Here is a 13,641-nt window from a genome sequence, read left to right on the forward strand (position 1 = left end):
TTATAATTGGCGAAGTTCTTGCATGATTTCAGTTTTTGATTTTGTTTTCGCATCAATTTTTTTAATTTCTTTGGCAGGAATTCCCGCTACGACAGTGAATGGTTCCACGTCTTTCGTTACGATTGCACCCGCTGCTACGACCGCACCTTTACCAACGCGCACACCTTCTAAAACGACAACATTTGCGCCGATAACCACGTCATCTTCTACAACAACTGGTTGGGCGGATGGTGGCTCGACGACACCTGCTAGCACCGATCCAGCACCAATGTGACAGTTCTTACCTACCGTTGCACGTCCACCGAGTACCACGTTCATATCAATCATTGTATTATCGCCAATCACAGCACCAATATTAATACTTGCGCCCATCATGATTACCGCGTTATCACCAATCTCTACTTGATCGCGAATAACCGTACCGGGCTCGATACGTGCGTTAATATTTTTCATATCTAGTAATGGAATTGCCGAGTTACGACGATCGTTTTCCACAACAAAGTCCACTAATTTATCTTTATTTGTTTCAAGCAATTCGCTAACAATCGCCCATTCGCCAAAAATTGTTCCAGCGTCTCCTGAGATAAATGTTTTCACATCTTCTGGAAATGCGATGCTTGCGAGATCGCCTTTCATATAAACCTTTACCGGTGTTGCCTTTTTGCTGTTTTGAATGAATGAAATAATTTGATGCGCGTCCATTTGTTTCATGAATGAATAACCCCTTTCAGATATATGCCTCGTTCTAATAGTGCCACAGCTAGTAGTGAGTTTCAAGATATTTATCTACAATTTCGAGAAACGCCTTCACCTGTGGCAGCGCAAGTGACTGTTCATAGCCAATCAAAGACGTATCTCGACATAAAATTTCACCTGACTTATCGACGAGCGGAATTTTATGAATATCCTCACTTGCTCCGATCAATGTCACTTCTGGCAAAATTGCGAAACCGATGCCATTAAAAGCCATTTGGCGGCACGTCTCAATCTGATCCATTACCATCGCTTGACGCGGCATCTTTCCGAAGTTGCGCTGCCAATAGTCTTGAATCACCTGATAGTAATTCGAATCGCTCTGAAACTGGATAAACGGCCGCTCCGATTCTAATACATCTTCTAAGCGTGTAATCTCTTTATCCACAAGAAAAAGCTTATCTTGAAACAGCGGTTTTTGAATACTTTTCCAAGCTACATTTCCGCGAACGATACCAACATGTGCCGATCCATCGACGAGTGTTTGGTGAATTTCGCTACTCCAACCCGTGACAACAGAAATATGCACATCGGGATACGTTTCTATAAATTGCTTCAGTACACGAGGTAACCACATTTGGGCCACAATGCTAGCACAAGCGATTTTTAGCGTTCCACGAACAATTCCATCTTGCGCCTCTAAACGTTCCTGAATCTGCCGTTCACGCTCAATCACGCGCTCTGCATGTTGAACAATCGCTTCCCCTTCTGGCGTCAATAACAAACCCTTTTGTGTGCGTAAAAATATTTTGGTTTCCCATCTACTTTCAATCGTTTGAAGTCGTTGGGAGAGCGCTGGTTGTGACAGAAATAGCTTCTCAGCACTTTTGCGCATATTTAATTCCGCCGCTAAGCAAACTAATAATTCATACTCTGTGACAATCAATCGACTCTCTCCAATCTATTCGTGAATATAGCGTTGCACTTGCTTTAAAATGACATGCCTCGTGATAATTCCTTCAAAAACGCCTTCCTCATCGACCACACAAATAAACGGGTTGTCCACAAGTAACTTCACTATTTTTTCGATGTCGTGTGCATTCGTTAAAACAGGGATTTTCGTCTGCATCACGTCTTCTACCTTCAATTCTTCCAAGCGCTCGTATTCAATGCGTTCCATTCCCAGAATCGAATCGGTTATCATCGCCGAGCTAATTAACCCATGCAACTTAAATTCAAAATCTAAGACGGGAATTACGGAATATCCACATTTTGTTAAAACTAACAAGGCATGCTCTAAATTATTTCCCATTTGTACATGCGCTACTTTTTCAGCGGATATAATATAATTTTCTAATTTGTCATTCAAAAAATTTCCTAGTCTACTAGAGATCATACAATCCCCCTCATCTCTGTTCTTTATTGGCTGTTTGAAAATTGGCTTCAAACGTTTAGGGATAGCGCTTGCTATTCTAATCCTTTGTATATTTAGCCTAAAAGTGAATCGTTCAAACCTGTTCATGTCTATTTTACCATAAAGGCTGGTGTTTCTAAAGGGATGGATGTTGGGGATCGGGAAATTGTTGAGGTTTTTATGAGGGATCACTTGCCGATTTAAAGCCTCAATATGCAATCCATACGCTGAACCATGTTCGGTATCTACACAGCAGGTTTTCTCGCTGACGAAATTTATGTAAAGCTATGTATGGGTTTTTGCTTATTTAGACTTTGTTTTGCGGTTGTTCATGTTCGGCCATTTTGGGCGCGGGAACGCTTTGTTCCTCTTACTTATCCTTGTTTCGCGGGCTAGCTCCAACAGCCACCCTCTCGGAATTTTCGGTGCCTCCGCAAAAACCAAAAGAAGGTTTTCTCTGCGCCTCCTAGCAAATAAAAGGTTGTCAGTCTCGCTTTGCTCCACTGCCTATTGATTCACTAAATCAAACCAAACGGCGGTTTGAAAGTTCATCAACATAACGGGCTGTTTCCGCTTTTCTTCTGGGCTGTTTCCGCTTTTCAGACAAAAAGATTACCAAAAGCAACAGAGTTTGTCGTCTTTGGTAATCTTTCCGTTACTATTCATTTTTTCACTGGAGACTAGTCTTGTTTCGTATTAGTCGCTTACTGCAGGATTTCGAAGATTTCTAGCGTCGTCATATCAATATCATCGAATTGATATTTATTTTTATCTCCGTAAATTTCAATTTCATAAGAATTTGAAGCGTGGAAATAACGTACTTCACACAACGGCTCTCCATCTTTTTCGAATCTTCGCGATTGCGTGTCCGCTGTGTCATCCTCTTGCATTGCTTGTAAACGTTGAATAATTCCCAATAACTGAGACATTGTACATTCTCCTCTCTATTCAACCACCCGATTATCATTTATTTAAACCGTACTAACAGATTTTATCGCACCTTACACCTATTTAGCAAGCGTTCTGTAAAATTTATAATAAACAAATAATTTTCGACTCCTTATTACTGCTTTCCTCCTATCCCATTCCTTGAAACCTATTTTTCCTCCAAACTACAAAAAAAAACGCAAAATCAAAGGTCACAATCCCTCATTTCACGCCTTTCCTCAAAACTATATCCAATTTACTCACATAACTAAACACAAAATCAACCTTGTTTCTTATTTATATTCGTATCCAGCATCATTTTCACTGAACGCATAATTGTTTTTTGACGATGAAAGCCTTTCACGCACACTGTTTGTTCATTCAGGGTTGTGTAAACTTCGCCCCAGGAACCAACTGGATTAAAACCATATACATGCAATTTTAACATCCCGTCTTTTGTTGGGAAATAAAATGATTCTACTTTGCCTGTTTTATTCAAATTCCATCAAGCCCCTTCCAAAACGTTAACATCATTCCCTAATTGAAAATGATTATCATTATTGATAGTATACTCGAATTTTTAGCAGAACACAAGTCTTCTCAAAAAAAAATTGTCCGATTATTCAAGAAATGTTGCATTATTTAACGAAATGGGCAAAATTGCCGACACATTTACGATTTTTTTTGATTTTTTTTCTCTAGTTTCCCTTTTTTCTCCACGCGTTTTCCGGTATAATTAGTTATAACTGGAAAGGAGGGATACAATGAATTATGCGAGCAAAAAAAATTGCCGAAGCGATCTTTATTGTGAATCGCCATAGCAAAGCCGCAATCGATCCACGCTATCTTTATCAATTGAAGAAAGCCGCGATTGAAAAACTATTAACAGAAGGCCAAGCAAAAAAGCTAGGTCTACAATTTTCAAACAACCCGAAAAAGTCCTACCAACACTCTAATCTTCTTATTGATTGCCACGGTTTTCTGTTTCATCTTCCACCGCAAAAACAAGATATGAAAGACCTACCACACCTTGGGACTATGCAACCAATTAAAACAACGAATCAAGTCAGAATGTCGTTGTCACATGCCAAGACAACGCTCGAGAACTACACTGGTGTGAAGCCAGATCCTCTCAAAAAATCTGCGTTTTATGAGAATGCCTCCCCATATTTCCGCTAAATATTACGTTTTGAGCATAACCTCAATAAATCAAGAGTTACGTCTTATCCGAAGAAATAATTTTGATGTTTTATAGAAAGGGAGTCTATCCATGTCAAAACAATTACGACAGTCTGTGCAAGAAATTGAAATTAGTGGTATTCGGAAATTTAATACACGTGTTGCGGGGATTCCCGATATGATCAAGTTAACGCTTGGAGAGCCTGATTTCCCAACGCCTATGCACGTAAAACAGGCGGCAATAGAAGCGATTAACAACGATTTCACGAATTATACACCAAACGCGGGTACTCCGGAACTTTTGCAAGCGGCTTCTGCTTATTTTCACGATAAATACGATTTGTCCTATAGTACGAACGAAATTATTGTGACAGTGGGCGCAACAGAAGCAATTAATGTAGCGCTACAAACGATTTTAGAGGCTGGTGATGAGGTCTTGTTGCCAGACCCGATTTATCCTGGATATGAGCCATTAATTCATTTGATGGAGGCTAAAGCTATCAAAATCGATACGACCGAGACGGCTTTCAAATTAACAGCTGAACAATTACGTGCGTCGATTACGCCAAAAACGAAAGCACTCATTTTGCCGTATCCGTCTAATCCTACTGGTGTGACATTGACACTTGAGGAGTTAGAGCAAATTGCCGAGGTTGTTCGCGAAACTGGTATTTTTGTCATTGCAGATGAGATTTATAGCGAGCTGACTTTCTTTGGAACGCATACCTCGATTGCCACGATGATTCGCGAACAGACGATTGTCATCAACGGGCTTTCCAAATCCCACGCGATGATCGGTTGGCGTATCGGCTTTTTAATGGCTCCTGAAGCGATTACAAGCCAAATGATTAAGGTTCACCAATATTCCGTAACGTGTGCGTCCTCGATCTCTCAGAAGGCCGCTGAAGAAGCGCTGGTGCATGGTAAAGATGATGCCGTCCAAATGCGTACAGAATACAATACGCGCGCGGGTTTTGTTCAGGATCGACTCACTAAAATGGGCTTTTCGATTATCGAACCCGACGGCGCTTTCTACTTCTTTGCAAAACTACCCGATTCTGTTCCGCAAAATTCATTTGACTGGGCAATTGAGCTGGCAGAGGTCGCCAAAGTAGCCGTTGTTCCTGGCTCTTCTTTTTCAGAAAAAGGCGATCGTTACTTCCGGCTTTCCTTTGCTGCATCGTTCAGCCAGTTAGCTGAAGCGATGGATCGGATGCATACATTCATGGAAAAATACGCATAATAAAAGCTCTGTACATGACGCCACATTTCGCGTTACGCACAGAGCTTTTTTTTATTTATTTTTCGTAGTATTTAATTAAAGCTTGTGTCCCATTATCCGCAAACCCAGACTCCGCCAACTGCTGATACATTTGTTCCGCCATCGCAAGTCCCGGTAGCTCCAGACCCATTTGTTTTGCCTCATCCAGCGCAATTCGCATATCTTTGATGAAGTGTTTGATGAAGAATCCCGGCGAATAATCGTCTTTTAGTACACGCGGAATCAAGTTCGATAACGACCAACTTCCTGCCGCGCCACCCGATATCGACGCCAAAACTTTCTCAGGATCCAGACCCGCTTTTTTCGCGTAAACAATCGCTTCGGTGACACCAATCATGTTTGATGCAATCGCGATTTGGTTCACCATTTTTGTATGCTGACCAGCCCCCGGTGCCCCTTGCAAAATAACACTCTGCCCCATCGCTTTCAAAACCGGTTCGACTGCCGCAAAATCCTGTTCTTGCCCACCAACCATAATGGTAAGCGTTCCATTTTTTGCACCAATATCACCGCCAGAAACGGGCGCATCAAGCACCGCAATACTAGCCGCCTTGCCCTCTTCCGCAATGTGTTTAGCAAGATTCGGCGAAGAAGTCGTCATATCGATTGCAAAAGCTCCAGAACGAAGCGTTGATCAAAAATCCGTCCTCCGCCAAGTACAGCTGCTCGACATCTGTTGGATAACCAACCATCGTAATCAGCACGTCCACGTTCGGCGCCAACGCTTGCGGTGTATCATACCAAATCGCTCCAGCTTGAATAACCGCATCCGCCTTTGATTTCGTTCTCGTATAAATATGTACCTCAAAACCAGCCTTCATCAAATTCTGAATCATGCTTGTACCCATGACCCCGACACCAACAAACCCTATTTTCTTCATTCAGAAATTCCTCCTTTAGTCGTTCACTTTTCGTATAGACAAAGTTTACATCTGGTTTGGGGAAATTGCAAATAGGAGCGGTCGGGTTTAAGTTATTTGGATAAAAACTCCTTCTTAAAAACTTAATCCTAATGCCTTAATTTGCTTTACATTTCACATTACTTAGATAAAAACAGACACCATTTATTCAGTCTATCGGCTGGTGTTCTATCTTTACATTTCACATTACTTAGATAAAAACCCGTGACTTTTTAGCCCTACTCCCATCATACCTTAAGACCTCCATTCTGTCGACCGATACTAAATCTACGTTTTTCACCTATCTAACCTTACATCTCCCCGCCTCAAAACTACGTTAAACCATTTGATACCAGGCATTACAACAAATCTGTCGATGCCCTATAGTTTTTGCACTACTGACGGTCGACAGATTTCATCATTTCACATACATCGACACAAAGAAAAACCCGAGGAATCATCCCCGGGCATTCGTGTCAATACGCAAACCATTTCTGATTCGCCAAACTGTCAGCGGGCCGACAAATGATTAGCTGCTAAGCAAAGGCGAGTACCGGAGCGGAATGTACGATTTGTACATGAGCACCGGAACAGAGCCTTTAACGACGCAGATGATCGTTTGTCGGTTCGCTGACTGACTTATTCAGCTGTGTATTTATTTACTAACACCACAACATCTTCTTCTGTCGCTTGTTGTAATGCTTCTTCCGCTAATTTCGCCATTTCTGTACGATCTAAGCGTTTGATCAGAGAACGTGATTTAAGGATGCTTGACGCGCTCATAGAGAACTCATCTAAGCCCATACCAAGTAGTAATGGTACAGCCGTTTGATCGCCAGCCATCTCGCCACACATACCAGCCCATTTGCCTTCTTTATGCGCTGCGTCAATAACCATTTTCACAAGGCGTAGAATAGAAGGATTGTAAGGTTGGTACAAGTAGGAAACCTGTTCGTTCATGCGGTCTGCCGCCATTGTATATTGGATTAAATCGTTTGTTCCGATACTAAAGAAATCAACTTCCTTCGCAAACTGATCCGCTAGAATCGCCGCTGCTGGAATTTCAATCATAATACCAAGTTCGATTGTGTCAGAAACTGCCACACCTTCTGCTAAAAGTTCTTTCTTCGCGTCTTCCAAAAGTGCTTTGGCTTGGCGGAATTCATTAACTGTAGCAATCATCGGGAACATGATTTTTAGATTGCCGTGAACACTTGCGCGCAGTAAAGCACGTAATTGCGTACGGAATAAATCTTTGTTCGCAAAACATAAACGAATCGCACGGAAACCAAGGAATGGATTCATTTCATGTGGCAAATCAAGGTACGGTAACGTTTTATCGCCACCAATATCGAGTGTACGAACAACCACAGCTTTTCCGTCCATACCAGAAAGTACGGCTTTATAAGCTTCATATTGCTCTTCTTCGGTTGGGAAGTTATCACGACCCATGTACAAGAATTCTGTACGATAAAGTCCGACTGCTTCTCCACCGTTCGCGATTACACCTGTCAGATCTTCTGGCGTACCAATGTTGGCGCCAAGTTCCACATGATGACCATCTTTAGAAACAGTTGCTTCGTTTTTAAGCTTATTCCATTCTGCTTGTTGCGCCGCAAAATCAGATTTCACTTTTTCATAATGAGCGATTTGGTCAGCCGTTGGGTCAATGATAACATTGCCTTCCAAGCCATCCACAATAATCATTTGTCCTTCTTTCGTATCATGCGTGATTTCACCAGTACCTACAACAGCAGGAATTTCTAGTGAACGCGCCATGATTGCCGAGTGAGAAGTACGTCCGCCGATATCTGTTACGAAACCTTTAACGAAATTACGGTTCAATTGCGCCGTATCGGAAGGTGTCAAGTCTTTAGCGACTACAACTACTTCTTCGTCAATTAGCGCAGGATTTGGAATCGTTACGTTCAACAGATGCGATAAAACACGCTTGCGAACATCACGAATATCAGCCGCACGCTCGCGCATGTACTCGTTATCCATCGATTCAAACATGCCAATAAACATGTCTGTTGTTTCTTGTAAAGCAGATTCTGCGTTTACTTTATTGTTGGTGATATTTTCAGAAATCGGTGTAATAAGTTCTGGATCATTTAGAACCAAAAGATGCGCATCAAAAATTTGAGCTTTATCTTCGCCTAAGCTTTCCTTCGCGATATCACGAATTTTGCCAAGCTCCGATCCAGAAACTGCAACTGCATCCTGAAAACGTTTAACTTCGGCTTCTGTATCAGCAACTTCCGTTTTGTCAAAAGACAAGTCTGGTTCCACTAATAAATAAGCTTTCGCGATAGCGATACCATCGGATGCTGCGATACCTTTTAATTCCTTAACCATTACTCAGCCAAGCCTTCTTTTTTAAGCACTTCTGTTAGACCCACGATTGCGTCTTTCTCGTCGCTACCTTCAGCGTAAATTGTGATGTCAGCGCCTTTACCAATACCTAAAGACATAACGCCCATGATTGATTTCAAGTTAACTTTTTTGCCAGTGTACTCAATTTGTACATCCGAGCTGTATTTGCTTGCCGCTTGAACTAAAAGAGTTGCTGGGCGTGCGTGGATTCCTGTTTCATCGATTACTACAAAGCTTGCTTGTTCCATAATTTACATTCTCCTTCATATAAGAAATTTTATTGTGACTTTTCTCACTAAAAAAAAAATTCAGCAAAAAAAAGACTATCCCTCAATTAAAAAACATTACCATGTTTTCGCACCTGACACAACTATTTAATTCAAATTTATGATGAATTCACGTATTTTCTTTAAAACCGCTATCATTTAGTGGTAAACGTGACCAATTTCAGACATTTTCACAACGCTTACAAGGTCTTTCATTTGCATTCCCATCATCTTTCAGGCAAAATGGAGACAAAGTTTTATATTTAGTGAATTGCTTTTATTAACGTTTCTATGAATCGGGAGTGATAAACATGGCAAAAGCACAAGTAGGAGACATTATCGAGTTCAAAGATGGCCTGACAGGTGTCGTTGAGAAAATAAACGAAAACTCTGTCATTGTAGACTTAACACTAATGGAAAATTTCAAAAATCTAGCTATTGAAGAAAAAAACTGTGGTCAATCACAAAAAGTACAAGATCATCCATTCAATAGGCGAAAGAAAAATAAAAATAGTGATAATAAAAATAATTCGGCGTACTATGTCAGAAAATGGCTTTCATAAAAAACTGGCTTATGTATTTCCACAATCCTTTGCACAAAGGTCTATAATCCCATTTTTAAGATGGTTCATTATACCTTCGTGTTTTTTTTGTGCAAAAACCGCTAATTGGAGTGAACAAACATGTCAAAAAAAATCGTTATCATCGGCGCAGGTCCAGGTGGATTAGCGACCGCCATGCAACTCACAGAACAAGGTCACGACGTACATATTTATGAAAAAGCATCTGAAATTGGTGGAAGAACAGCACTTTTAAAACAGGACGGTTTCTCTTTTGACTTAGGGCCTACCGCTTTAAATATGCCGAATGTACTGACAGCCCTATTTGCAGACTGTAACCGCAATATTCAAGATTACATCAAACTTGTTTCACTAGATCCTCTTTATAGTCTCTATATAGAAGACATTATTTTTAGCCCTTCTTCTAATCGCGACAAAACGAAAAATGAAATTGCTCGTTTTTTCCCAGGTGAGGAGGAACACTATGATCGTTTTATGCATGATAATGCCAAGAAAATGATTTACCTGCTACCTTTATGGCAAGAACCTTTCACATCGCTTTGGTCTATCTTCCGAATGCGGACATTACGAGCGCTTCCTAGTCTCACCCTTGGGAATCATTTAATCGATGAACTCGCCAAGTACTTTGAGGATAAGCGGTTACGCCTAGCTTTTTCATTTGAAACGAAATTTTTAGGAATGTCGCCTTGGGAAACGCCCGGTGCCTTTTCTGTCATTCCGTTTGCTGAGCACTATTTTGGCATTTTTCATATTGTCGGTGGCATCAATCGTCTCACTCAAGCCATGAGTGAAATCGTACAGGAGAACGGTGGAAAAATTCACCTGAATCAACAGGTCCAGCAAATAAATACAGCTTCCAAAACCATCACCTCCATTACACTCGAAAACGGAGAGTTAGTGGAAGGCGATTATTTCTTTCTGAATGCAGACTATGCCTACACAATGAGCCATCTCTTTTCTAATACAAAAGCACCTGTTAACCTTAAAAAATTGAATCAAAAAAAAATATTCTTGTTCTGGTTTTGCCATGTATCTCGGTTTAGACACAACGCTTCCTCTAAATGTTCATACCGTTCTATTTCCGAGTGATTTTCGTAGTCATATGGACAAAATTATGCGCCAACGAATCATTCCTGAAGATTTGTCTATCCATATCACATACCCCACCGCTGTCGATAAAACAATGGCACCAAAAGATATGTCCACACTGCGCATTCTAGTACCTGTTCCTAACAACAACAGCACGATTGATTGGAAAAAAGAAAGCTCTGCGATGCGTCAACTTGTTTTAAAAAACTATTGAGAAGAAACTTGGCTTAACTGATTTAGAGTCCCATATCCTCACAGAAAAAATTATCACGCCATACGATTGGGAAAATGATTATCATATTTTCAAAGGCGCTATCTTCAACCTGACACATAACTTATCACAGCTAGGCCCATTTCGACCGAATAAAATACCAGCCATCAAAAATATGAAAATCGTGGGCGGTGCGACACATCCAGCAAATAGCCTTCCATTCATCTTAGAAAGTGCCAATATCGTCGTTCGTCAGTTCAATAAAGAAAATACTTAATCACAAAAAAAACTGCTGCAATTACACTCATGCAACAGTTTTTTTTCTTCGTATCGCTTTCTAAACTAAGGTAATAACAGACCGTAAATAGGATATTTCCTATCAAAGTCACGAGTAAAATACTCCATAATCCCATAAAATAGCCTAACACAAGGAAGAATGAGAGAACAATCCAATAAACGAGGACAAGTTCCGATTTCAGCGTTGGGAAATGCAGTTTGCCCCACTGATCCGTTAAGCTAAGCATGAAGTAAATCATCAAATGAAGAATAAGCCCTAGCGTCCACCAATTCGCTGCATCTGTCATTTGAATAATCGTCAATGTCGGACTATCTAGCGCGGACTGCTTCACTTGCATCGCAACAGGTTCTATCAGCATTTCAAATACCATCACCATTGTAGCCGCAATAATCGCGTAGATACCTCCACGAATCCAATCTATTTTAATTTTCAACGTTATTTCCCGGGAAATAACGTGCGTTCCAACAATCAGAACTAGCCAAATAAATCCAAACGCAACAGGTATTCCATTGATAACCAGTCCAAAATCTGTCGTAACATCGTTTTGCTGTCCAGCATTTGTTAGACTTGTTTGCATCCATTCAATACTCGTACTGACCGCAAAAATGAGTATCGTAATCGCCGACCCAAGTCCTTTCCCATATTGCAGAATTAAAAATATAACTGCAAAAACACCCGAAACAATAAAGAACAAGGCATGAATCTCAGTTAAGCGAAGTGGCAATACGTTCAAAACAATCAATATCACTGCAACGAAAAAGAGGGCCATATAGAGCCAAACGAAAAATCGAAATCTTTTTTCTACCATGAAAGCAATCAACTCCTATTCCCTAATTATAAATGATTTCACCAAAACTACAATCAATTATAAAAAAACATCCATTTAAAAGAGTTCCTTGTTGCTAAATATGTTCTTTTCCATTAAAGTATTCATAGATGGTAATGGAGTAAAGAGGTGGAAAAATTGAAAAGCAGCAAGATTGATTACCGCCTTTATTTAGGCATCTTATTAGCAGCGGGATTAATGTATGTCACCTTTGAATACGCTTCTGTATTCTGGTACTTATATGGCGCTTCCATGCTATTTCTTATTAGTTGGGTCGTATTAAATGATGAATTAAAAAAACAATTTTCTATTCTAAAAAATATAATCCCAGGCATTTTTAGTGGTATTATCCTTTATATCTTGTTTTATATTGGGGCACTTCTACTGAAATTTATTCCAGGTAATTTCGATATGCTTGTTGCGAAAGGATATGGAAAGTATGAACCTGAATCATTGCTCATTTGGTTATTACTTGTTGTTGCCATTGTTCCTGGAGAAGAAATTTTCTGGCGTGGCTTTGTATTAAAACGATTAGAGCATGACTTAATTCCGTGGGTTGCCGTCTTCATAATGGCTGCATTGAACGGTGCTTTCATGTTGTTCAGTGGCAATTTCATCATTGCCCTAGCAGCAACTTTAGCATCTATATACTGGGGATTTATCTACATCAAACGCCCAAGTTTATCACTCTTAATTGTTTCGCATTGGACTTTTAATTTATTATTATTACTCATTTTACCAATCTATTAATTAGAATGAAATCACAATAGCTAAAATAAAATCGGCATGTCGAATTGGACATGCCGATTTTATTTTATTTATCGCGAACCTCAACGCTACCATCTGAAAAGCCGATGACAACAGAGGTAGCATAGTTTAAAAATAAACCATTTTCCACAACACCTGGTAGATTGTTTAACCAATCGTTCAGGTCTTCTGGATTCGTTATTTCTTTCATTTGTAAATCTAAAATATAGTTTTGGCTATCCGTCACATAAATACTACCATCCTCATGATGACGTAACACTGGATTATAACCTCTAACTTCCAATTGGCGCTCTACTTGCTTGTAACCAAATGGTACTACTTCAACAGGCAGCGGAAAGGCTCCCAACGTTGCAACAACTTTATCTTCGCCGACAACCCAGATACTTTTTTTTCGACGCATGGGCGACAAGTTTTTCAAATAAAAGAGCCCCACCTCCACCTTTTATGCCTCGAAACACTGCATCTACTTCATCCGCTCCATCGATAGTCAAATCGATTTCCGTGACATCGTTCAAGTCCATCAAGGGAATATTACGTTTCAATGCTAGTTTTTCCGTTGCTTTGGAAGTAACAACACCTGTCACATTTAGGCCCTCTGCTACTCGTTCACCTAGTTTTTGAATCATGTAGTAGGCTGTTGATCCCGTTCCTAACCCAACAACCATACCATCTTGAATATACTCACATGCTTTTTCTCCCGCAATTTGCTTGGTATTCACTACTACTAGCCCCCTCAAAAAATTCATACTCCCTACATTATATATAATTTCCAATGATTCGCATAGCCGTATCCTATATTCTCTTAAATAGTCATATTACAGGACGACATATT

At 40.3% G+C, this 13,641-nt stretch carries 13 protein-coding genes and 3 pseudogenes; 6 read left to right on the forward strand and 10 right to left on the reverse strand.

What is annotated here, in order from left to right:
• From dapD to PCORN_RS03300, 5 genes are all read right to left on the reverse strand, one after another.
• Positions 1–711 carry a 2,3,4,5-tetrahydropyridine-2,6-dicarboxylate N-acetyltransferase gene (gene dapD, locus PCORN_RS03280; RefSeq protein WP_036077506.1) on the reverse strand — a complete coding sequence of 237 codons (711 nt, stop codon included), beginning with the start codon at positions 709–711 and terminating at the stop codon, positions 1–3.
• Positions 712–760: 49 nt separating this feature from the next.
• A complete protein-coding gene (locus PCORN_RS03285) occupies positions 761–1,639 on the reverse strand; it encodes a LysR family transcriptional regulator (RefSeq protein ID WP_036077508.1) in 879 nt (292 codons plus the stop codon).
• A 15-nt stretch (positions 1,640–1,654) separates the two neighbouring features.
• Entirely contained in the window at positions 1,655–2,089 is a 435-nt protein-coding gene (cbpB, locus tag PCORN_RS03290) for a cyclic-di-AMP-binding protein CbpB (protein ID WP_036077510.1), read from the reverse strand.
• Between the two features lie 722 nt (positions 2,090–2,811).
• Complete coding sequence (locus PCORN_RS03295) at positions 2,812–3,036, reverse strand: YkuJ family protein (protein ID WP_036077512.1); 225 nt, start codon at positions 3,034–3,036, stop codon at positions 2,812–2,814.
• Between the two features lie 278 nt (positions 3,037–3,314).
• Positions 3,315–3,533, reverse strand: a complete 219-nt coding sequence (locus PCORN_RS03300) for a hypothetical protein (protein WP_036077515.1) — start codon at positions 3,531–3,533, stop codon at positions 3,315–3,317.
• A 272-nt stretch (positions 3,534–3,805) separates the two neighbouring features.
• On the opposite strand from PCORN_RS03300, the gene PCORN_RS03305 reads away from it, so the two are divergent.
• Entirely contained in the window at positions 3,806–4,213 is a 408-nt protein-coding gene (locus PCORN_RS03305) for a YkyB family protein (RefSeq protein WP_174391357.1), read from the forward strand.
• 91 nt (positions 4,214–4,304) lie between these two features.
• Complete coding sequence (locus tag PCORN_RS03310) at positions 4,305–5,456, forward strand: aminotransferase class I/II-fold pyridoxal phosphate-dependent enzyme (protein WP_036077525.1); 1,152 nt, start codon at positions 4,305–4,307, stop codon at positions 5,454–5,456.
• Between the two features lie 55 nt (positions 5,457–5,511).
• Here PCORN_RS03310 and PCORN_RS03315 read toward each other — a convergent pair.
• From PCORN_RS03315 to PCORN_RS03325, 3 genes and pseudogenes are all read right to left on the reverse strand, one after another.
• Positions 5,512–6,376 (reverse strand): annotated as a pseudogene (locus tag PCORN_RS03315) (NAD(P)-dependent oxidoreductase).
• 657 nt (positions 6,377–7,033) lie between these two features.
• On the reverse strand, positions 7,034–8,752 hold the full coding sequence (gene ptsP / locus PCORN_RS03320; RefSeq protein ID WP_036077526.1) for a phosphoenolpyruvate--protein phosphotransferase: 1,719 nt from the start codon (positions 8,750–8,752) through the stop codon (positions 7,034–7,036).
• The gene (locus PCORN_RS03325) at positions 8,752–9,018 is read right to left on the reverse strand and encodes a phosphocarrier protein HPr (protein ID WP_036058844.1); all 267 of its coding nucleotides are present in this window, start codon (positions 9,016–9,018) and stop codon (positions 8,752–8,754) included. Before PCORN_RS03325 ends, ptsP begins: the two co-directional genes overlap by 1 nt.
• A 329-nt stretch (positions 9,019–9,347) precedes the next feature.
• Here PCORN_RS03325 and PCORN_RS17770 point away from each other — a divergent pair.
• From PCORN_RS17770 to PCORN_RS20030, 3 genes and pseudogenes are all read left to right on the forward strand, one after another.
• Positions 9,348–9,534: pseudogene (locus PCORN_RS17770) on the forward strand (YkvS family protein); the annotation flags it as partial.
• 185 nt (positions 9,535–9,719) lie between these two features.
• Positions 9,720–10,706, forward strand: a complete 987-nt coding sequence (locus PCORN_RS03335; protein WP_077913765.1) for a phytoene desaturase family protein — start codon at positions 9,720–9,722, stop codon at positions 10,704–10,706.
• 13 nt (positions 10,707–10,719) lie between these two features.
• Positions 10,720–10,920, forward strand: a complete 201-nt coding sequence (locus PCORN_RS20030; protein WP_077913766.1) for a hypothetical protein — start codon at positions 10,720–10,722, stop codon at positions 10,918–10,920.
• Between the two features lie 254 nt (positions 10,921–11,174).
• Here PCORN_RS20030 and PCORN_RS03340 read toward each other — a convergent pair whose 3' ends face one another.
• Entirely contained in the window at positions 11,175–12,023 is an 849-nt protein-coding gene (locus PCORN_RS03340) for a hypothetical protein (protein WP_051999215.1), read from the reverse strand.
• Positions 12,024–12,179: 156 nt separating this feature from the next.
• Between PCORN_RS03340 and PCORN_RS03345 the strand changes: the two genes are divergently transcribed.
• Positions 12,180–12,791: a CPBP family intramembrane glutamic endopeptidase gene (locus PCORN_RS03345; protein WP_036077575.1), complete on the forward strand. Its 612-nt coding sequence runs from the start codon at positions 12,180–12,182 to the stop codon at positions 12,789–12,791.
• Positions 12,792–12,855: 64 nt separating this feature from the next.
• On the opposite strand, the pseudogene rpiA reads toward PCORN_RS03345, so the two are convergent.
• Positions 12,856–13,555 (reverse strand): annotated as a pseudogene (rpiA, locus tag PCORN_RS03350) (ribose-5-phosphate isomerase RpiA).
• Positions 13,556–13,641: the final 86 nt, after the last annotated feature.

The sequence above is a fragment of the Listeria cornellensis FSL F6-0969 genome, assembly GCF_000525855.1.
GTDB lineage: Bacteria > Bacillota > Bacilli > Lactobacillales > Listeriaceae > Listeria_A > Listeria_A cornellensis.

Excerpts from the sequence above, each read along its gene's own strand:
- dapD (WP_036077506.1), bottom strand. The coding sequence starts at position 711 with ATGAAACAAATGGACGCGCATCAAATTATTTCATTCATTCAAAACAGC.
- cbpB (WP_036077510.1), bottom strand. The coding sequence starts at position 2,089 with ATGATCTCTAGTAGACTAGGAAATTTTTTGAATGACAAATTAGAAAAT.
- PCORN_RS03295 (WP_036077512.1), bottom strand. The coding sequence starts at position 3,036 with ATGTCTCAGTTATTGGGAATTATTCAACGTTTACAAGCAATGCAAGAG.
- PCORN_RS03305 (WP_174391357.1), top strand. The coding sequence starts at position 3,806 with ATGCGAGCAAAAAAAATTGCCGAAGCGATCTTTATTGTGAATCGCCAT.
- PCORN_RS03310 (WP_036077525.1), top strand. The coding sequence starts at position 4,305 with ATGTCAAAACAATTACGACAGTCTGTGCAAGAAATTGAAATTAGTGGT.
- ptsP (WP_036077526.1), bottom strand. The coding sequence starts at position 8,752 with ATGGTTAAGGAATTAAAAGGTATCGCAGCATCCGATGGTATCGCTATC.
- PCORN_RS03325 (WP_036058844.1), bottom strand. The coding sequence starts at position 9,018 with ATGGAACAAGCAAGCTTTGTAGTAATCGATGAAACAGGAATCCACGCA.
- PCORN_RS03335 (WP_077913765.1), top strand. The coding sequence starts at position 9,720 with ATGTCAAAAAAAATCGTTATCATCGGCGCAGGTCCAGGTGGATTAGCG.
- PCORN_RS20030 (WP_077913766.1), top strand. The coding sequence starts at position 10,720 with ATGGACAAAATTATGCGCCAACGAATCATTCCTGAAGATTTGTCTATC.
- PCORN_RS03340 (WP_051999215.1), bottom strand. The coding sequence starts at position 12,023 with ATGGTAGAAAAAAGATTTCGATTTTTCGTTTGGCTCTATATGGCCCTC.